Source organism: uncultured Tenacibaculum sp., from assembly GCF_947499065.1.
Taxonomy (GTDB): Bacteria; Bacteroidota; Bacteroidia; order Flavobacteriales; family Flavobacteriaceae; genus Polaribacter.
Window position 1 is genome coordinate 436,165 of sequence record NZ_CANMMT010000002.1, and the last position, 20,362, is coordinate 456,526.

Genomic DNA, 20,362 nt, shown 5'->3' on the forward strand with positions numbered 1-20,362 from the left:
TTTTAATGTGTTAAATAGCGTATTTAATACCTAACTGAAAAGATAAATCTTCGTCCATTTGAATACCATTGTAGTTTTCATAAATAGGAGCACCAGCTTCAATACCAATTCTAAAATTTTTAAGGCTCGAGTTTTGATTAAACATAAGATTAAAACCTAGAAATGTTTTTATTTTTTCGCCACCATAGTTATTGGTGTTTGCAGTAGGAACCATCATAGGGGTAAGCTCAGTATCTCTTCCTGATATTTTACCTTGAGAAATACCTAAAACTCTTCCGGAAATGCTAATCCAATTGGCAACTTTGTAAGCTCCCCAAATATTAATCTGTTGTGTGTTTCCTAATCTGTAATCTTGACTATTGGTTCCTGTTCTGAAGGTAAATAAAGGTTGTACTCCCCAAGAAATGTATTCGGTATTTCCTTTATAAGTTGCACCCAGGGTAATATCAAAAGTACCAGAACCTAGCTGCATAGCATAAGGAAGTTTGGCATTTTGCATCATAGGAGTATCATCTTTCTGTTTAATGTTACCAATTGGGATGTTTAATGTACCATTTAAGTGGATAGAAGTATTCATTTTATTATAAATGCTATACAATGCACCTAATTTTAAATCCCCAAATCCAGAAGAACTTGTAGAAAAATCTCTAAACATGGTATTACCGCCCATCATCATACGAGCTTTTAAATTCATCTTATTTCTAACAAAATTTTGCATTAGCATAAGAGTTAACTTATCAGAAGGGGCATACATTACTCCTAACATATACATATCCATAGTCATATTTTGTGGAGCAACCATGTATGTATTAAAAATAGAAGTGTTATTTATAGTAGAAGTTCCAGAACGATTCCCGTCCATTTCCATATTCATATAACGAAACGAAACCATAAACCCATTTTTTGAGTGTAAATGATCTCCCATTACACCAATTGGTGCATGTGCATCAGGTCTATTATGGTGCTCATGATGATGTTCTGTATCTCCAATTTTATTAGTATTAAAAGCATTTCTAATTTCTTGCCATGTATATAGTTTTCCTTTCTTAGTTTTTAGGATTAACTCAGCTTCTTTTTTAGTTTTAAAAGCAGATAAGTTAGCGCCCATAGGACTTTTAATAGCATTACTAATTAGATAAGTAGCTGTTATAGCATTAATTTGTTTACCACTGTTATAATCGGCAACTGTTAGGTTAGAAATAGAAGTTGTTTTTTGCTCTTTTAAATAATTAGCAAGGCATTCAATAGCATCAAAGTTTAGAACTTTATTAGTGTTTGTTGTTGCTTGAGCATTATGTAATTTATCTTTAATAAGCATATTACATTGAATACACTGATTATAAGAATCTTGGTTTTGAGAAATAGCTGTTTTATTTAGAAATAGAACAACAATTAGGCAAAACAAATAATATTTTGCTTTCATTTTTTTGATTGATTTTATTGTTGAATTCTAGTTATATTGTCTTAATTGAAGTGCTCTTTGATAGCTTCCCAATTAAATATGTTATTTCCATTAAGTTTAGCCTCGCTTTCAGTAGCGTAAGCTGATAAATATGCGCCCATAGGGCTTTTAATTTGTTTATTTATTAGATAAGTAGCCTCAGTAGCATTAATTAATTTTTCAGGCTTTGTATAGTCTGTTACTAAGATATGTGCTAAAGAGTTTTCTTCCTTGTTTTTAATATCGTTTAGCATACATTCCGTTGCATCGTATTTAGATGCTCTCCCTTTTTTAGTAACAATTTGTGCTGCGAATTTCTTCTCTACAATTGTCATCTTACAAAAGCTACAAGCGTCGGTACCATAATCAATTTTTTGAGGTTGCACTGTACAACTAGCTAATAAGAGTAAGGCAAATAAAAAGATAAAAGGCTTTATATAATTCATACTAATTCTTTTTGGTTTGTTTTTTTCCTATGAAATAAGAAGCAAGTGTTAATAACATACCTATAAACATAAAGTAAGCCCCTAATCTAGGATAAGAATGTGCTGTAAAGTTTAAGATTTCTTTAGTACCCAATAAAGGAGGTTGAAATCCCATAACAGAGCCATCAGGGTTGGTAAACTTCATAATTGCTTTTGGATCTAAATTATGCCCGTAGTCATATTCCCATAAGTAGAAATCGTACATACCCGCAATACCTAAAATAGTCATCACTATAAACCAACCTAAATACCATTTATAATTTGCTTTTAATCCTATAAGTACTCCTAAAGCTACCATAATTCCAATTACTATAGGAAAAACTTTAAATTCAGGAATAGTTTTAGGTATGTATTGCATTCCTACATAATGATTCATTAAATTGATATTTTTAATATCAAACTCATTAGTATCAGAAAACTTATTGATATAAATATCCATTCCAAGCGGAGTAGGGTATTGTGGAGCTTCTAAGGTAATATTCCAAAGAGGGAATATAAAGAGACCTAATAATAATAAAGCACCGGCTATCATTGTAATTTTAGGCTGTTTCATCTTTTGCTTATTTAATTTTTGATGAAAGGCTGCTTGAAAACATATTCAATCTCAAAACTCAAGCAGCCAGTCAATCAAAAAAAATTAATTACTCACCATCTAAAGACCAGGATAGTTCTATGTTAGAGCTTTTAGGGGATACTCTAACATATCCTTGCATCTCTTGATGCAGCGCCGAACAAAAATCAGTACAATAGAATGGCCAAACACCTACTTGTTTTGGTTCCCATAAAAATGTTTCAGTTTGTCCAGGCATAATTAATAATTCAGAAGTATTTGCACCAATCATGCTTACTCCATGGGGAACATCGTAATCTTGTTCTAAGTTGGTAATATGGAAGTATACTTTATCGCCTACTTTAATTCCTTCAATGTTGTCAGGGGCAAAGTGACTACGAATCATGGTCATGTATACATGTACAGTATTACCATCTCTAACTACTTTTGCATCTGCTTCGCTTTTAGTTACAAAAGGATGTTTATTATCTTCTAATTTGAAAAACTTTTTAGAACGTGGTTTTACTAAATCAGCAGGAATACCAGCAGCATAATGAGGCTCTCCAACAGTAGGGAAATCTAGTAATAGCTCCATTTTTTCTCCAGAAATGTCATATAACTGTGCCGACTGTGTTACTTCTGGACCTGTAGGTAAATAACGGTCTTTTGTTATTTTATTCATAACCAATACGTATTTACCAAATGGTTTGCGAGAGTTTCCTCCAGGAACCATTAAGTGTCCAGGTGAATAATAAGTAGGCTTTCTATCGATTACTTCCCATGAACCTAATTTCCATTTTACAACTTCAGAAGAAATAAAGAACGTAGTATAAGCATTTCCTTCATTATCAAACTCTGTATGTAAAGGTCCTAAACCTGCTTGCTTTACACTACCAGCATTAATAGCTTCAAAATTCAAAATTGGAATTCCGTATGCGTCACCATCAAAAGATTTATCTTCAATAGCTTTCATCATCTTACTGTAAGAGTGTACCGTTAAATCTGCTGATAATTTTCCACTACCTACAATGTATTCACCATCTGGACTCACATCACAACCGTGAGGAGATTTAGGGGTAGGTAAGAAGTAGATTGCTCCAGGTACTTCAGAAGGATCAATTACTAAAACTTCTTTTTTCATGGTAGATGTTGCTGAATGTGTATGCTCATCATATACATTATGGGCATAGTTAGCAGGCATCTTTTTTCCTCCTCCGTTTTTTACATAATCAGCTACTTTTTTCCAGTTAATAGCCGTAATAAAGTCTTTATCATTTTGTGAAGCATTTACTTCTAATAATGTATTTGCTTCTTCAGTATTGTAAGTGGTAAAGAAAAACCAATCTTTAGAATCTCCTCGTCCAGGATGTGCTTTGTCATAATCGAATCCAGGCATTAAAATTTGAAACTCTAAATCCATTCCTCCATCTTCTGGATTTACTTTAATAAATGATAAAGCTCCTTTAAAATTACCTTTGTATTCTTTAATAGGCATATCTCTTTGAGGGACTGGTATAGCAAAACGAGTTCCTGCTACTACGTATTCTGTATTTTCTGTTACATATGAGGAACTGTGGTTCCCTGCTGTATTAGGAATCTCAATAATTTCAGTAGTTTCAAAAGTAGACAAGTCTATCTTAGCAATACGAGGTGTATTGTTTCCATTGATAAATACAAATCGACCATCTAAAACACCATTGGTTTGAGAGATATCAGGGTGATGGGCATCATCCCAAGGAATAAAACCATGAGAAGTATTTAGCATTGGTTTTGTTTCTTCATTAAATCCCCAAGCTTTTTCAGCATCTACTGAAAATACAGGAATAACTTTAAATAATCTTCCAGAAGGTAATCCATAAACGGCTAGTTGTCCACTGAATCCACCAGAAACAAATGCATAAAATTCATCATGTTCTCCAGGTGCTACGTATACTTTTTCTGCATTATTTCCTGACAATACTCCTTTATTAGTTCCTTTTTTATTATTGTTTCCGCAACTAATCAAAAACAGTGATGATGAGATTATTGCAAGAAATATTTTAATTGTAGTTTTCATAAATTCTTGTTTTTGGTTATTATAAGGTTCTGAAATATTCTAATACAGCTCTTGATTCTTTTTCAGTTAAATTCTGATTTGCCATTGGAGAACCATTGAACTTGATTAGTAATTCTTTAGCTATAGGATCTTTTTTTACCATTTCTTCTGGGTTTAAAATCATATTCATAACCCATTCTGGAGAACGTCTTTCTAAGATACCTGTAGGGTTTGGTCCTATAAATTTTCTATTTACTCTATGACATGATGAACACTTATTTTTAAATAATAGTTTACCTTCTTCAGCCATTGCTGTATTAATTGTAGGATCTAATTTTAAAGATTTAACAGGACCTATTCCTTTGTTGTTTAAATCAATTGTTCCGCTTTCAGTAGCTTTTTTTACTACTTTTTTAGCAGGCGTTTTTTTTACTGCTTCTTTAGATACTGTTGAAGAATTATAAGAAGGTCTTTTTTTATCATTACCACCACAGCTTATGAAAACTATGATTAGAAGCGTTGTTAGTAGGTTTTGTAATTTCATATGCTAAATTGATTTTAGAGTTAGTTATCTTTAGGTACTAAGACATCTCCAATAACATGGACCCATCCGTTACTTACTTTTACCGATTTTAAAATTTTTGTATTTCCCACATACAAATCGTCACCTTGTTTTGTAACATCTAAATATTTACCAGATGCCATATATAGCTTTCTGTTTTTTCTAACATTTTTCTCCAAAGTTTTTATCGGGTAATTAGCTGGAGCTACATGGTTTTTGAGCACAAAAGCTAACTGTGATTTGTTTTCTGGTTTTAATAATGTTTCTACGGTTCCTTCTGGAAGTTTATCGAATGCTGTATTTATGGGAGCGAATACAGTTAATGGACCAGCATTTACAAGTGCATCTTCTACACCTGCGGCTTTTACAGCTACGACCAATGTTTTAAAATCATCTAAGGATTTTGCTACTTGTAAAGCATTAGCTTCAGAATCTTTATCAACTACTGCTGCTTGTCCTTTATGTACTGTTGTAGTAGCTTTTGTATCATTATTAGAAGCTTCATTTTTAGTCTCTTTACATGAGATAAAAAAGACCAAAAGTATAAATGATAGTAAGGGAATTTTTATTTTCATCTGTGTAAGATTTATAATTCTTGTACAAATTTATAGAGCAGTTTTAAGTTAAAATATGATTAATATCATATTAAAAGACTTTTTTATCTTTTATTGATTTATAATTAATCTATTTCGTGTAATTTTTTTAACTGTTTGTCTAAATACTTCCAACAATTCATATTAATTGTATCGAAAATATCAATCATTTTTTTTCCATAGGGGGTAAGTTTAGTTCCACCACCTTTTGAGCCTCCAGTACTTTTTATAACAATAGGTTTGTGGTTTGATTTATTAACAGAATCTATTAAATTCCAAGCCTTTTTATAAGACATTCCAAGTTCTTTAGCCGATTTTGATATAGAGTTAGTCCTATGAATAGATTTTAATAATTTTATTCTTCCTTCCCCTAAAAACATCTTGTTATCAGCCTCAATCCATATCCTACTTTTTATTTTATATATCATAATCAAATGTTTAATAGCTCAAAACTATTTTAAATAGTAAAAGCTAACTATGATATATATCACTCTTGCTTATTCTTATTTATACTAAAAATAAATTAATAAAATATTAAAGGTTTTACGCTTTACTAAGTGATTGAAATTTAAGATTCTGTAAGGGTTTCGTTATATTTATGGAGATATAACGTTTTGATAAACTGTTAGTTATGATAAATGTCATATGATTCCTATTGAGTATTTCTGTAATTTGTTAAACAATTAAATATCAATTTTCTATGCCTATTAAAAGTTATTTAGCACATCCACACGAAGGAAAAAAAGAAGAGCTTCAACAAGCAATTTCTGTTTTAAATGGCTGTGAAATTATACCTGCTGAAAATCAAAATGTTCTTGTAGTTGTTACAGAGACTAAAGATGATGCAGAAGATAAAAAGTTAAAAGAAGTTATAGAAACCATAAAGAGTTTAAAATTACTAGCCTTGGTTTCAGGATTTAATACACCAATAAAATAGATACCATATGAGCGCCTCATTATCAAGTAGACGAAGTTTTATAAAAAAAATGGCTGCTACTGCAGCAATGACAGCTGCAGCAGCTATGTTCCCTGGAATTATTTTTGCTAACGAGCAATTAGAAGGAGTAGAGGGAAGAAGTTTAGATTGGAAAAAAGGACCATGTCGTTTTTGCGGTGTAGGTTGTGGAATTCTAGTCGGAGTAGAAAATGGAAAAGCAGTTGCCGTTAAAGGTGATCCAAATTCTACAGTAAATAAAGGATTACTATGTGTAAAAGGATACCATCAAATAATGTGTATTCAAGCAAAAGATAGATTAGAGCATGCTTTAGTTAAGAAGAATGGAACCTATGTAAAAACACCACTTAATGAAGCTTTAGATATAGTAGCAAATAAGATGAAAGAAACCATTGAAAAACATGGTAAAGATTCTGTTGCAATGTATACTTCTGGACAATCTACAATACCCGAAGGCTATGTAGCTTCTAAATTCATGAAAGGAGCTATTGGTACTAATAATTTAGATTGTAATGCTCGTTTATGTATGGCAAGTGCTGTTGCTGGTTTCTTAACCACGTTTGGTGCAGATGAGCCTATGGGATGTTATGAAGATTTCGATTATGCTGATTACTATATAACTTGGGGTAATAATATGGCAGAAATGCATCCAGTTTTATTTTCTAGAATGTTAGAGCAAAAAAATATTAGAGGTGCTAAGATTATCGATTTTGCTACTAGAACAACGCGTTCGAGTATGGCAGCCGATAGATCTATATTATTTGAACCTCAAACAGATCTAGCAGTTGGTAATGCTATTTGTTATGAGATCATAAATAATGGTTGGGTAAATAAATCTTTTGTAGAGAAGTACTGTAACTTTAGTAAAGGACTTACCAAGATGGGCTATGGATTAGAAGATAAATATAAGTTTAACGATAAACCCACAAAAATAAACTTCGAAGAGTACAAGGCTTTTTTAGAAGACTATTCTCCAGAGAAAGTATCAAAACTAACGAAAGTTTCTGTAAAAGATATTAAGTATTTAGCTTCAATATATGGTGATCCAAACAAAAAAGTAATGTCATTATGGTGTATGGGAGTTAATCAACATACTAGAGGTACATGGATGAATAATATTATTTATAATATTCATTTATTAACAGGTAAAATTTCACAACCAGGTAATAGTCCTTTCTCTTTAACAGGTCAGCCTTCAGCTTGTGGTACTGCACGTGAGGTAGGAACATTTACTCACAAGTTGCCTAAAGGAGTTGTAATGAACCCTAAGCATAGAGCTAAAGCAGCTAAAATATGGAAAGTTCCAGTGGAGAAAATTCCAGCTAAACCTACATATCATGCTACGGAGATGTTTAGAGCCGTTGATAGAGGTGATATTAAATTTATATGGACACAGGCCGTAAATCCACTAGTGTCTTTACCAAGAACAAGTAGATTCCGTCCAGGTATGGAAAAAAAATCTTGTTTTGTAGTTGTATCAGATGTATTTCCAACTCCAACATCTGATGTTGCAGATGTTATTTTACCAGCATCTTGGCATATAGAAAAATCTGGGTTGTATGGAAATTCAGAACGAAGAACTCAACACTGGGATAAAATGGTAGAAGGACCTGGAGAAACAACTCCAGATGCTTGGATGTTTATAGAAGTAGCGAAACGTATGGGCTATGGTGATTTGTTTCCTTACTCAAGAGAAAACCATGTTGAAGAAATTTATAATGAATACCGTCAATTTCATGCAGGTAAAAAACATAATATGGCTCCAATTGAAGTTCTTAAAAAAGAATCAGGAGCAATATGGCCTTATGTAAATGGAAAATCGACACAATGGCGTTTTAATTCTAAATATGATCCTGCTTGTAGCAATGGAGAAGAATTCCATTTTTACGGAAAGCCAGATGGTAAAGCTGTAATATGGCAGCGTCCATACGAACCAGCGCCAGAAGTACCGGATAAAGAATATCCGTTTTGGTTAAATACAGGACGTGTAATTGAGCATTGGCATACAGGTTCTATGACACGTAGAATCCCTGTTTTGCATAAAGCAATGCCAAATGCCTATGTTGAGTTTCATCCAGAAGATGCAAATGCCTTAGGAATTAGAAATGGAGAAAAAGTTAAAGTTTCTTCTCGTAGAGGATCTTGTGTATTACCTGCATCAATAAACGAAAGAGGTTTACCAACTAAAGGTCAGGTTTTTGTTCCTTTCTTTGATGAAAACATGTTAATCAACGACGTTACTTTAGATGCTTTTTGTCCTATTTCTAAAGAGCCAGATTATAAAAAGTGTGCAGTTAAAGTAGAAAAAGTATAAGGTCATGAGAAAACGATTAGGTATTATATCTTTATTTGTAATTCTTTTTATTGCTTTTATTGCAATATGGAATTATAGCTATCAGACTGGAAGAGAGGATACATATGTTCTCATAAAAGAAAGGGGGTTAACTCCAATTATCCCATTAGAAAAAGGTGTTTTTAAACGTTCAGAGCATGCTTTAGATTATGTTGAAATGCCTGTAGATGAAACGCATCAACGAAGCATGAAAAACTATTATAATAATAGAGCCTTCTATGGTGCGCCACCAAGTATTCCTCATGATGTAAATAGTGAGAGAAACATGGGAGACAATAGTTGTTTAAAGTGTCACGAAAATGGAGGATATGTAGAGAAATTTAAAGCATACACGCCTGTTACTCCTCATCCCGAACTGGTAAATTGTCGTCAATGTCATGTTCCGCAGAAAAGTAATTCATTATTTGTAGCAAATAACTTTAAAAAAGGCACTATTCCTACAGTAGGTAATAATAATGCTTTATTGGGGAGTCCACCAGCAATTCCACATCAATTACAATTAAGAGAAAATTGTTTAGCGTGTCATGCAGGACCTAGTGCACCTAAAGAAATTAGAGTATCGCACCCAGAAAGAATTAATTGTCGTCAGTGTCACGTACCCAATAATAAAGTAACAGTAGATATAGGAAACTTTATCAGAAAAATGGAAAACTAATGAAGAAAAACAAATACATAAAATTAGTTAGTTACTTGTTTGTCATTGCTTTTTTAATGATTTCATGTAAACACAAAGAACACGAATATCATAGTATTACAGATAAGATAGAGGCAGAGAGTAAGCATTATAAAGGAGTATCGGTTTCATCAGAAAATTTTATTGATGGTTTAAACATGATTGAAGTAACAGAAAATGAAATCACGTTTAAAATACCTACAAGAAAAGATAAAATTAAATCTTTTAAATGCACAGAATGTCATACACAGCCTTTGGCTAAGATGAAATCTGGAGATATCAAAAAGGCGCATTGGAATATTAAACTAAATCATGCAAACTCTAATACAATGAATTGCATTACATGTCATAATAGCGATAATATGGATGAGTTAAGAAGTATTACTGGACATGGAATAGATTTTAATAAAAGTTACAAACTATGTAGTCAATGCCATCAAAAACAATATAAAGATTGGACTGGTGGAGCACATGGAAAAATAATTAATAGTTGGGCGCCACCTAGAGCATCAATGACATGTGTAAACTGTCATAATCCGCACTCACCGAGTTTTCATACTAAGTGGCCAGCACGATTTAATACACAAAAAGTTAAAGAACGTAAATAATTTAGGCATGAGCAATAACAATAAAAAATGGTTTACTCTAAACCTAAATAGCAGACATAAACAAAAATCAAATTCTTGCGGATGTGGTAAGACAGAAGGAGGATGTAATTCTAATTCTTCAAAGAAGGAACTTAGCAAAGAAGAATTCTTTGAAGCTGCAGTTGATGCATCTATAGGGGAAGAACGTCATAGAGATGGTTTTGAACAAGTTTTTGATGTGAAAATGGATAGGCGTAGTGCTTTTAAAAAGCTAACAGCAAGTTTATTAATAGGAGCTGGAGCGGTAACAACTTCTTGTAGTGTAACAACAAGTAGTGACACTAAAGAGAAAGCTCAAATAGACTGGGAAGAGCAATTTAAAGGAAACTATAAATTGATGACGGATGAAGAGAAGGACGCAACAGTGAATAGATTGGTTCGTTCTTACCAATTACGTACAGGAAAAACAATAAACATGTCTTCTAAAAATGCAGAAGAAGATGTGTTATTTGGATATGCATTTAATATATCAAAATGTCAGGGATATATGGATTGTGTAAGTGCCTGTGTTGAAGAAAATAATCAAGATAGAAATTCTCAAATGCAGTATATCCGAATTCATGAAATGAAGGATGGAAAAGGTTTTAATTTTAATGAAGCTGATGATAATTATTATCATGAAGTACCAGCAGAAGGACATTTCTATATGGGAACTCAATGTTTTCATTGTGATAATCCACCATGTGTTGAGGTTTGCCCAGTACAAGCAACTTGGAGAGAAAAAGATGGCTTAGTAGTAGTCGATTATGATTGGTGTGTAGGATGTAGATACTGTATGGCAGCTTGTCCATATGACGGACGTAGATTCAATTGGAGTAAGCCTGAAGTTCCTGAAGAAGAGATTAATAAAAATCAACATTACTTAGGAAATAGAATGCGTAAAAAAGGAGTCATGGAAAAATGTACTTTCTGTGTACAGCGTTCTAGAGCTGGTAAAAATCCAGCTTGTGTAGAGGCATGTCCTACGGGAGCTAGAATTTTTGGAAACCTATTAGATCCAAATAGCTCTATACGTTGGGTGCTAGAAAATAAAAAAGTATTCAGATTAAAAGAAGATTTAGGTACAGAACCAAAGTTCTGGTACTTCATGGACTAAAATATATAGTATGAGAAGACTTAAAGTTTTTACAAGTTTAGTAAAAGACAGTTTAAATATAATTACACAAGGTTCTAAAAAGTACCACTTATGGATGGCTTTTTTAACTTTAGTAATGCTTGTTGGAATGTATTGTTATTCAATTCAACTAGAACATGGACTTAGTGTAACCGGAATGACGGATAGAGTTAGTTGGGGATTGTATATTTCTAACTTTACATTTTTAGTAGGAGTAGCGGCTGCGGCAGTTATGCTGGTAATGCCAACCTATGTATTAAAGGATATTGATTTTAAACAAGCGGTATTAATAGGAGAGGGGCTTGCAGTAGCAGCTCTTATTATGTGTTTAGCTTTTGTCGTTGCAGACATGGGAGGACCTTCTGTATTATGGCATATGATACCAGGTATTGGAGTTTTTAATTTTCCAAACTCAATGTTAACTTGGGATGTAATTGTTTTAAATGGATATTTATTTTTAAATATTACAATTCCATTTTATATATTATTTAAGCACTATCAAGGAAAAGAATCTAAAAAGAGTGTTTATGTACCAGGAGCAATATTATCGGTTTTTTGGGCAGTAGGAATACACTTAGTAACAGCATTTTTATATCAAGGATTACAAGCACGACCATTTTGGAATAATGCCTTGTTAGGACCTCGCTTTTTAGCATCTGCATTTGCAGCGGGTCCAGCTTTAATTATTATAGTATTGGCTATTATAAGATCGTTTACAGCATTTAAAATTGAAGACAAAACTTTGAAGAAGTTAGCAATGGTAGTTACTGTTGCTGCTCAGATTAACATTATCATGTTAATTTCTGAATTGTTTAAAGAGTTTTATGCGCCTACACACCATAGTGAAAGTGCTTATTATTTGTTTTTTGGATTGGATGGAAAAACAGCTCTGTTACCTTGGATATGGACAGCTATTTCTTTAAATGTATTAGCAACTGTAATACTAACGTTTCATAAGCTACGTAACAATTTAAAAGTATTATACTTTGCTTGTTTTATTCTTTTTATAGCAATTTGGATAGAAAAAGGTTTTGGCTTAATAGTACCAGGTTTTATTCCAGGACCTTATGGTAAAATAGCAGAGTATACACCAACAGCAATAGAAATAGGAGTTACGCTGGGTATTTGGGCAATGGGAGCTTTAATTTTTACAGTTTTAGCAAAAACAGCCATTGGTATAGAAACTGGAAAGTTGAGGTATAAGAAATAGCATAAAATAATAGGAAACAATTTATTTATAGAAGAGTGGTTTTTTAAAGAAAATCACTCTTTATTTATACAGTGATTTTTTTGTTCTATTAATTTTGTCTATCAAAATAAACTTGTTATTTTCGTTCTCGAAATGTCAAAATTTAAAGCCGGGGGGCTTTTGTTAAGACTAACTTCGAAAAGGAACTGAAAGTGTTCCTTTTTTTTTTGCCTATTTGTAGCAAAATCATATCTAAGTAATTCAGAAAATAAAAATAATGTAGCATTAAACTCTGATTAAATTTAATGCTACGTGTTATATAGTTCACTTTTTTTAAGCCTCATAAGAATAATTTTTAACTTAAGAAATAAGAATTAGACAAGTAAAAGTTAATAATAAAAGAAGGAATAATAAAAAGGATTTAATTTTTCTCATATCGCATTAGTTTTAAATAATAACGGTTGAATAGAAGAAAACCCTACCTAGTTTATTAAGAAACTTTATAAGAGGCCATAAAAAAACGAACCGAAGTTCGCTTAAATTTTATCCTGGAAGACATCTTCCTCTGTGACAAATAGCATAAGGATCGTTCCAAGCTACAGCACACTGCTTGTCTGTACTACAAGAAAGACTTCCTCCGTTAATAAATTTCTGTTCTTTTCTATTTAAAATAGAACCTAAGTTTGATACACTTTTAATCATAGTAATAAATTTTTATTTGTTTCAAATTTAAATATTGAAAGAGAATAAACTTTAAGAAAAACCATAAAATAAGTAAGGAATTACCTTGTAATTTGTTATGAAATAGGTTTTTAATAAATATTTTGATTTGTTGGTCAAAAAAAAGAAGTGAATTGTGAATAATAAAAAAGAAGAAGTTATCACCTCCAGACACTTCTTCTTTTAAAACTAACTAATCTATCAAATTGTAAAATGAAAAATCAAATTCTTAAATTATATTTCAAAGATAGTTTAGAGGTATACTTGTTTTTTGAAAAATTAGATGAAGAGAAATAAAGTATCGATGAATTACCTTGTTTTATAAGCTAATTGAATTTTTGTTTATTAGAGATAAAATCAAGACGAAAGTCAACTGAAAAAAAGTTGGTTTTTTAATTTTTTAGTGTTATATTGTACTTATCTTATTGAGACGTCAATAAGATTTCTTTTTCATAGCAATTTTCCCACTCAATTTTTTGAGTGGGTTTTTTTATTTACTAGAATAATTTACTTACAATTAGATTTAATACCTTTAAAGAACATTAATCTGTAGGCAGTTTCATGACCAATTTTTTGAGACATCCATTGCTTCCATTCATTAGAATTTTTATCAGTTGGTTCGCTACCTAATACACAATCACCAGTTAACATGGTATACATATATGCTCCTGTAGCTTTATCTAAGTTTCCATGCATATGCCAGTTATCACTATAAGCAGATTGTGAAGGAATAGCTTCTTTAAGTTGAGCATATAAAGTACGAATTGGTATAGCACGAGCACTAGGTAATTCAGATTTTCTAACCATATATAATGCAGTGCCTAAATCAGTACTATTATTTGTTTCGTTATAACGTTTATCTAAACCATAAAGCATTGATGTATTACCATGATTACCATTGTCTTGCATAGGGAAACCAAAAGAAAAATCAAATTTAGTTGGATCTATGTCATAACGTTTGTTTGGTTCAAAATTTGTGTTAGCTCTTCCGTAATTAAAATTAATAGGTGGTGTACCGTTTTTTTCAAGACTTCTACTTGATTTATTTATCACCCATTTTAATCCATTTAAAATACCATTTTCAGAACTAGTCCCTGTATGATTATAATTTAGAATATTATCATTTATATCACAATTCATAAAGGGAGATATAAAAGTAGGATTACCAGAATAATGCTCTTTATTCTTTTCTTCATTTTTGGTTTTTAAAACAATATCAGCAATACTATTGTCATATTCATAGTTAGAAGTACTAGCATTTTTATCAAGAATATGGGTATAGATAGCAGCTGCTGCTAAATAAGCTCCATTAGGAGTTGGGTGTTCTGTGGCTTTATCTTTTTTTGAACTTGGTAATTTTTTCCAAGACAATCCAGCAGGAATAGTTTCAATAGCTGAACCATCAGCTGTACGATAGGTATATTCTAAAAAATGATTTATTGAAGCAGTTAAACCTTCATCTTTAGGCCACTGCATTAAAAGTAATGGTTTAGCACTACCTTCGGTAACTTTTTTAACGATTTTGTTTACACCTAAAGCATAGTACCCTGGTAGTTTAGCAATAATATATGGGTCTGCAGAAATTATAACATAATCCCATTTTCTTGTATTGTTATTAGATAAGTATTTAAATCTTTGTTCTTGATTTTCTGGCCAGTAATAGTATTGTAATAAAGAATGAGTATAATGATTTTCATTATATGTATTACCACTTTGCCCTAAACCATATGCAATAACTTTACTTTTATAAATATTTTCAAAAGCAACACTAACTTCTAAGTTATGAGAATTATCTTGTGCTAAGATTTTATTTAATTCATTAGCAACTTTATCTGATAAAAAAGGAGCAATATTAGAATTTATAGATTTATTTGACCCAATAATTAAAATATTAAGTTCACCATCATTATTTATATCAAGCATAGAGTTTGAACTTAGAGAAGGATTGTCATCAGGTGGTATAGGAGATTTATCCGAACAGCTAATCAGAAAGAATATAGCTATAAAATAAACAAACTTCAAGGGATTGTGTGAAAAAGGGGATTTATTCATAAGTTTTTAAATTTTGGACAAATTTAAAAGCTATTTTCAAATTTATGAATATGACAAAGTCCTTTTTTTAAGTATTAAATACCCGTAAAAATTAAAACAAGAGTTCTTATAATAAAAGTAAATACAAAAGTGTAATAAATATGTGTATTAAAAGATAAAAGAATGTTTTTTTTATCGTAATACATTATGCGTACACCAGTAGAGATAAACATCAATAAAATTGAGAAATAAAATATAATATTATGAAAATATGTAGCTGTATTAATCAATAATATCGTATAACCTATGGCAATTATAATACAAATTAAAATATCTAAAATATTACAAACTTTTCGACTAAAACTAGTTTTATTAACGTTTAGTTTTTCAGATTCATTTTTAGATAAATTGAGTAGGGGGAATAAATTAATCATAGAGTAAAAATTTAACTCATGTAATAAATAGCTTTTAAGAAGCTGGATTTAAACGATTAAATATATCTTTAGTACCATTTCCAGTAGTAGAAAATATTTTTTGATTTTTAACAGCTATAGCTCTTAATTTTTTGATAGCATTTAAGCCATCAGAGTCAATCTCTTTTATTTTATCTAAATTAATTACAGTCTTCTTATTTTTTGAAATATAGTGTTCAAAATAAGTAACAAAAGATTTAACAGTTGTACAGTTAATTTTACCTTTTAAATAAAAAATTCCTTTTTTTTCTGAGATTTGTAAAGCCATGGATGTATTTTTTAGTGTTTGTATACGTAAATATCAGCTATAGATATCTAATAAGTTTATTTCTTTCGGTAAAACGCAATTTACTTTCGATAAAAAGATGAAAAATAATAGATAAAATAAACTTAATTAATTGTTTTTATATTAGATAGTTAAAAGCTTTTTAACTAATTTATAATGTTTAAGATAAAGTTCAAATAGTTAATTACCTGATAAATGAAAAGGAAAAACACTGATTTGATAAAGAGGGATTTAGATTTAATAAAAAAGCTCCCGGAGGAGCTAATAAAAAAGGGAATTAAACTGTATAAATCAAATCTAAAATCTTTATAAGATAATTTATTTAAATGAAAAATATGAGGGCGCAAAAATATATGTATGTAAACTATTTTTTTGAAAAAAAACCGTAAAAAAAGTAAGGAAAAACCGTAATATTTAAAGAAGTAAAAATTAAAAGCGAAATAAGTTTAGAACGTAAATATTAAAATCTTTTAAAAAGAAAAGAAACACTATTATATAGATAATAAGAATAGCTATTCTATGATATTTTAAGTTCTTTTCAACTCTAAATACTTTTACATAAAAATAAGCAATTATCCTAGGAGGAAAGTACATTAAAGAAAAAAAGATTATACAATAGAGAATAGCAAACATATGATTAACAATTTTTTACCTCAAAAATAATAAAAATATTACAATACAATAAAAAAGAAGCGTCCCCCCGGATAACTTCTTTTTTAACTAACTAAACTATAAAATGAAAAACAAAATCTTAATTTATACTTCAAAGATAGAGTAGAGGTTGGGGTGAATTTTACTTTTTTAGATAAAAAGAATTAAAGTATCGTTGAATAGTATTTTTTCACAAGTAAAAAGGAAATAATATAATTTAAGGAAAGAAAAAGTTAATTAAGGTATTAGTTGAGAATAATAAACTGTCTATTTTAGCTGAAAAATAAAAAAGAGATTAATATTCATGGGAATTTTATCATTCTTTGGTTTGGGATCAAAAGGTCTATTACCAAAAGAAACAGAATTAGTTAATAAGCTAGATTTTAATGTCGAGCTAATGAAAGAGTTAAAAAATGAAGTAAAAAGTGAGTTAATTCAGTTACCATCAATTGACGAAGAAACTGCAGATATTATAGACGGACTTTATAATGGAATTTTCACAAGTACTTCAGAAGATAGAGTAAATTCTATTGTCAAAAAATTTAAGGAAGTATTTAGAGCAAAAGGTTATTTGATATTTGCTTTTACAGGTGAAGATGATATTAAAAGTATTGGGGTCATAAAAGGAACTGATGATCTTGATATTTTAAAATATAGAAGAACGAACGGAATAAATCACGATTATGAAAATGAAGATATAATTGCAAAAATATCAGAATGGAATGAAAGATATGGATTAATAGTAATTGGTTGCGGACAAGATTGGGTTGAATTAGAGTTCAAAAAATTACCTTCTGATTTAAGTATTTTTTCAGAAGAAGTTTATGAATTTTGTCCAGATTCTGTTGATCAAGGAGTTGGAGAAGTAGAAAATTTGAAAGAGTTAATAAAAGAAATGAATGGAATATGGTTGTGGTGGGATTAAAAAATATAGTAATAAAATAAAAAAAGAAGCGTCCCCCCGGATAACTTCTTTTTTAACTAATTAAACTATAAAATGAAAAAACAAAATCTTAATTTATACTTCAAAGATAGAGTAGGGGTTGAGTTGAATTTTGCCTTTTTAGATTAAGCGAGATAAAGTATCGTTGAATAGTATTTTCCTATAAGTAAATAGAATATTGAATGTGATTTATAAAAGGAAGAAGTTGAAGCTTTCAGAAATAAAAAATCTGTATACCATTATTTATAAATGATATACAGATTTTTTTCTGTGCACATAGCGGGAGTCGAACCCGCACGTCCTTACGAACACTAGCCCCTCAATTTAGAAGACATATTTTTTAAACTTCTTTAATGTTAGTTATCAGGTTATTATGTTTTTACTATTTATGTTTTTTGTATTAATTATAGGTACTTTTTTTAATTTAATTAATATAGTAATGTAGTTATAATCAATGTTTTAGATGATAAATGTTAAAAATAAGTGATATTAAAACTTCTGTAATAATTGTTAATAAAAAAGCACAATCTCTTAAACGGTTGTCAATGTAATTATATTAAAGTTATTAGAATTATTAAATAAATTAAGAGGAATTATAGAGGAGATAGATATCCAGTTCATTTAAACAAAATATTAATAAACTGTAGTTATCGCACAAGATTGTTATTTGGTGTAATTGATATAATAGGAAAATAATATATCTAGACTTGTGCTGAACGACTTAAACGCCAAAACCACGTTAAGAATTAATGATATGACTAATGAAAATACATTAATAGACTAATAAAGATGCCAATAAGACCTAAAACAAAACCTAGTAACTTACTGGAAAAAGTTTCGGGATAAACTTTGGTACTATTTTTTGGATTAGGATCTAAAGGCTCCACAATCGAGTGGATTAAACAAAATAAACCTAATAAAAGTACACTTATAAATGACATGCTTTCACTTATAAAAGCATCATACATCACAGATAAAAAGACACAGGTATAGAATAAATTTTTAAAAGCAGTAAGAGTCTTTTTCATAAATCAAATCTAGTAAAAATAAAGTAAAACAGTAGATTCTGGCTTTACTTGAAAAGAAGTTTTGATTTGAGTTTCCAAAGAATGTGAGTTGTTATAGTACTTATGCTTCCAATAAATAAAAAAGCTAAATGTATAGCTAAAATCGGCATTCCACATTTAATACTGCCATCTTGGTTTGGATAAAAAAAACGTGGTAAAACAAAATTATTTAAAATAATAAAAAGAAGAAAAATTAAAAAATCAGGAATGTAAATTCCTTTATTATTTGATAATAAATTAATCATTTTCTTTTTGAAATAGTAAAGTGAAAATTGAATCAATGAAACACCAAAAAAGAAAAGGTAAAGTAAAAACATAGACAATTTAATTAAAACAAATATAGTAAATCAATAAACCTGGAGTATGGTGAATATAAGAAAAGAAAAGCGAACCGAAGTCAGTTTTGAAATAAGTTGAGAATCTTAACAAGTAAGTGGAATTTCAAACATGTTTTCAAAAGGAACACACATACTAAAATCGTCGTAACAACCATCGCAGCCTGGTTCACCATTGTTACCTCCTTTAATAGATTGTTGTTCTAATTTGTTTAAGGTTGTACCTAAGTTAGAAATGTTCTTTAACATAGTATAGATTTTTAAGTTCCTCAAACATATAAATAAAAGAGTTGAACAGATAAAAACCGTAATAAAAGTAAGAGATTTACTTAATTAAAATTAATAAATAATATTCAAACATGTAAACATAAAAAAGCGAACCGAAGTTCGCCTAATCAAGATTGTTAGAATTTAAGCACATTCAGCTATACAATCTGCAATTGAATCTGCTTCACAATGATATACACCGTTACAATAACAAGCAAAAGTATCAAGAGATTTAAATTTTCCACCAGTTACTCCCTTTTGTTCATTGTTGTTTAATACAATACCTAAGTTTGAAATGTTTTTTAACATAATTTGAGTTTTAAATTTCTCAAATCTAAGTAGTAAATGATAAGAAGATTAATTAAAAACCATAAAAAAAGTAAGGATATACCTTACTTAACTAAAATTAACAAAATAAAGTAAAAGTGTAATTTTTTTAAACTTACTATATAGTCGCTAAAGTGATTTAAGTTATAAGTGTTCAAAAGTCCAACTAGCAATACAAGTATGTTTTTTAGAATTGGTGTAGAAACATATTATAAGAGAGTATAGAAATTTGAAAATTGTAGGAACTTTTTTATCAAAAACTTAAGTAAAAAGGGCTTGTTGTTTGTTTGTGTTTATTTGTTTGATTTATAGATGTGTAAAGCTTTTTTGCATAAGGATATAGGTACTGTTACAGGTACTTTTATGCTTTTTTTCTTGAAAGGCTAGGAGTGAAGTATAAAAAAACACTTATAAATATGTTTATAAGTGTTTGATAATTAAGGTTTTATTTTCTGTGCACATAGCGGGAGTCGAACCCGCACGTCCTTACGAACACAAGCCCCTCAAGCCTGCGCGTCTACCAATTCCGCCATACGTGCATAAACTAAAAAAGTTAAGCAAATGCTTAACTTTTTGGTGACCGGGCTGGGGCTCGAACCCAGGACCCTCTCCTTAAAAGGGAGATGCTCTACCAACTGAGCTACCCGGTCATTGCTTCCTTGCAA

At 30.3% G+C, this 20,362-nt stretch carries 20 protein-coding genes and 2 tRNA genes; 7 read left to right on the forward strand and 15 right to left on the reverse strand.

Features of this window, described 5'->3' with window-relative positions; translation table 11 throughout:
- Positions 1-10: 10 nt before the first annotated feature.
- The 7 genes from Q0958_RS06245 to Q0958_RS06275 all read right to left on the reverse strand — a co-directional run bounded on the left by Q0958_RS06245 (position 11) and on the right by Q0958_RS06275 (position 6,094).
- Positions 11-1,423, reverse strand: a complete 1,413-nt coding sequence (locus Q0958_RS06245) for a nitrous oxide reductase accessory protein NosL (protein WP_299121138.1) — start codon at positions 1,421-1,423, stop codon at positions 11-13.
- A 41-nt stretch (positions 1,424-1,464) separates the two neighbouring features.
- Positions 1,465-1,887, reverse strand: a complete 423-nt coding sequence (locus tag Q0958_RS06250; RefSeq protein WP_299121142.1) for a nitrous oxide reductase accessory protein NosL — start codon at positions 1,885-1,887, stop codon at positions 1,465-1,467.
- A gap of 1 nt (position 1,888) precedes the next feature.
- Complete coding sequence (locus Q0958_RS06255) at positions 1,889-2,479, reverse strand: hypothetical protein (protein WP_299121145.1); 591 nt, start codon at positions 2,477-2,479, stop codon at positions 1,889-1,891.
- Positions 2,480-2,567: 88 nt separating this feature from the next.
- Positions 2,568-4,532: a Sec-dependent nitrous-oxide reductase gene (gene nosZ, locus Q0958_RS06260; protein WP_299121147.1), complete on the reverse strand. Its 1,965-nt coding sequence runs from the start codon at positions 4,530-4,532 to the stop codon at positions 2,568-2,570.
- Between the two features lie 19 nt (positions 4,533-4,551).
- Entirely contained in the window at positions 4,552-5,055 is a 504-nt protein-coding gene (locus tag Q0958_RS06265) for a cytochrome c (protein ID WP_150898744.1), read from the reverse strand.
- 20 nt (positions 5,056-5,075) lie between these two features.
- Positions 5,076-5,648 (reverse strand): fasciclin domain-containing protein, encoded by a 573-nt coding sequence (locus Q0958_RS06270; protein WP_299121152.1) that lies wholly within the window; start codon positions 5,646-5,648, stop codon positions 5,076-5,078.
- A 104-nt stretch (positions 5,649-5,752) separates the two neighbouring features.
- Positions 5,753-6,094, reverse strand: coding sequence for a LysR family transcriptional regulator (locus tag Q0958_RS06275; protein WP_235275447.1), 342 nt, complete (start codon positions 6,092-6,094; stop codon positions 5,753-5,755).
- Positions 6,095-6,366: 272 nt separating this feature from the next.
- On the opposite strand from Q0958_RS06275, the gene Q0958_RS06280 reads away from it, so the two are divergent.
- The 6 genes from Q0958_RS06280 to dsrP are packed head-to-tail and all read left to right on the forward strand — an operon-like array spanning position 6,367 to position 12,618.
- A complete protein-coding gene (locus Q0958_RS06280; protein ID WP_150898740.1) occupies positions 6,367-6,603 on the forward strand; it encodes a hypothetical protein in 237 nt (78 codons plus the stop codon).
- A 7-nt stretch (positions 6,604-6,610) separates the two neighbouring features.
- The gene (locus Q0958_RS06285; RefSeq protein WP_299121158.1) at positions 6,611-8,935 is read left to right on the forward strand and encodes a molybdopterin-dependent oxidoreductase; all 2,325 of its coding nucleotides are present in this window, start codon (positions 6,611-6,613) and stop codon (positions 8,933-8,935) included.
- 4 nt (positions 8,936-8,939) lie between these two features.
- Entirely contained in the window at positions 8,940-9,629 is a 690-nt protein-coding gene (locus Q0958_RS06290; protein WP_299121161.1) for a nitrate reductase cytochrome c-type subunit, read from the forward strand.
- Positions 9,629-10,255 (forward strand): cytochrome c3 family protein, encoded by a 627-nt coding sequence (locus Q0958_RS06295; RefSeq protein WP_150898735.1) that lies wholly within the window; start codon positions 9,629-9,631, stop codon positions 10,253-10,255. Before Q0958_RS06290 ends, Q0958_RS06295 begins: the two co-directional genes overlap by 1 nt.
- A 7-nt stretch (positions 10,256-10,262) precedes the next feature.
- Positions 10,263-11,390 carry a 4Fe-4S dicluster domain-containing protein gene (locus Q0958_RS06300; RefSeq protein ID WP_299121165.1) on the forward strand — a complete coding sequence of 376 codons (1,128 nt, stop codon included), beginning with the start codon at positions 10,263-10,265 and terminating at the stop codon, positions 11,388-11,390.
- Between the two features lie 10 nt (positions 11,391-11,400).
- Complete coding sequence (gene dsrP, locus Q0958_RS06305) at positions 11,401-12,618, forward strand: sulfate reduction electron transfer complex DsrMKJOP subunit DsrP (protein WP_299121167.1); 1,218 nt, start codon at positions 11,401-11,403, stop codon at positions 12,616-12,618.
- Between the two features lie 522 nt (positions 12,619-13,140).
- On the opposite strand, the gene Q0958_RS06310 is transcribed toward dsrP, so the two are convergent.
- The 3 genes from Q0958_RS06310 to Q0958_RS06320 form a co-directional block, all read right to left on the reverse strand.
- Positions 13,141-13,299 (reverse strand): hypothetical protein, encoded by a 159-nt coding sequence (locus Q0958_RS06310; protein ID WP_299121170.1) that lies wholly within the window; start codon positions 13,297-13,299, stop codon positions 13,141-13,143.
- Positions 13,300-13,824: 525 nt separating this feature from the next.
- A complete protein-coding gene (locus Q0958_RS06315) occupies positions 13,825-15,369 on the reverse strand; it encodes a hypothetical protein (RefSeq protein ID WP_299121173.1) in 1,545 nt (514 codons plus the stop codon).
- Positions 15,370-15,816: 447 nt separating this feature from the next.
- Positions 15,817-16,089 carry an STAS domain-containing protein gene (locus Q0958_RS06320; protein ID WP_299121176.1) on the reverse strand — a complete coding sequence of 91 codons (273 nt, stop codon included), beginning with the start codon at positions 16,087-16,089 and terminating at the stop codon, positions 15,817-15,819.
- Positions 16,090-17,062: 973 nt separating this feature from the next.
- Here Q0958_RS06320 and Q0958_RS06325 point away from each other — a divergent pair.
- A complete protein-coding gene (locus Q0958_RS06325) occupies positions 17,063-17,683 on the forward strand; it encodes a DUF4253 domain-containing protein (protein ID WP_299121179.1) in 621 nt (206 codons plus the stop codon).
- Between the two features lie 1,090 nt (positions 17,684-18,773).
- Here the strand turns inward: Q0958_RS06325 and Q0958_RS06330 are convergent.
- From Q0958_RS06330 to Q0958_RS06350, 5 genes are all read right to left on the reverse strand, one after another.
- The gene (locus tag Q0958_RS06330; protein WP_299121181.1) at positions 18,774-19,013 is read right to left on the reverse strand and encodes a hypothetical protein; all 240 of its coding nucleotides are present in this window, start codon (positions 19,011-19,013) and stop codon (positions 18,774-18,776) included.
- Between the two features lie 177 nt (positions 19,014-19,190).
- Positions 19,191-19,352 carry a hypothetical protein gene (locus Q0958_RS06335; RefSeq protein ID WP_299121184.1) on the reverse strand — a complete coding sequence of 54 codons (162 nt, stop codon included), beginning with the start codon at positions 19,350-19,352 and terminating at the stop codon, positions 19,191-19,193.
- A gap of 162 nt (positions 19,353-19,514) precedes the next feature.
- A complete protein-coding gene (locus Q0958_RS06340) occupies positions 19,515-19,679 on the reverse strand; it encodes a hypothetical protein (protein WP_299121187.1) in 165 nt (54 codons plus the stop codon).
- 473 nt (positions 19,680-20,152) lie between these two features.
- Positions 20,153-20,236: transfer RNA gene (locus Q0958_RS06345), tRNA-Leu, on the reverse strand.
- A 35-nt stretch (positions 20,237-20,271) separates the two neighbouring features.
- A tRNA-Lys gene (locus Q0958_RS06350) sits at positions 20,272-20,347 on the reverse strand.
- Positions 20,348-20,362 lie beyond the last annotated feature (15 nt).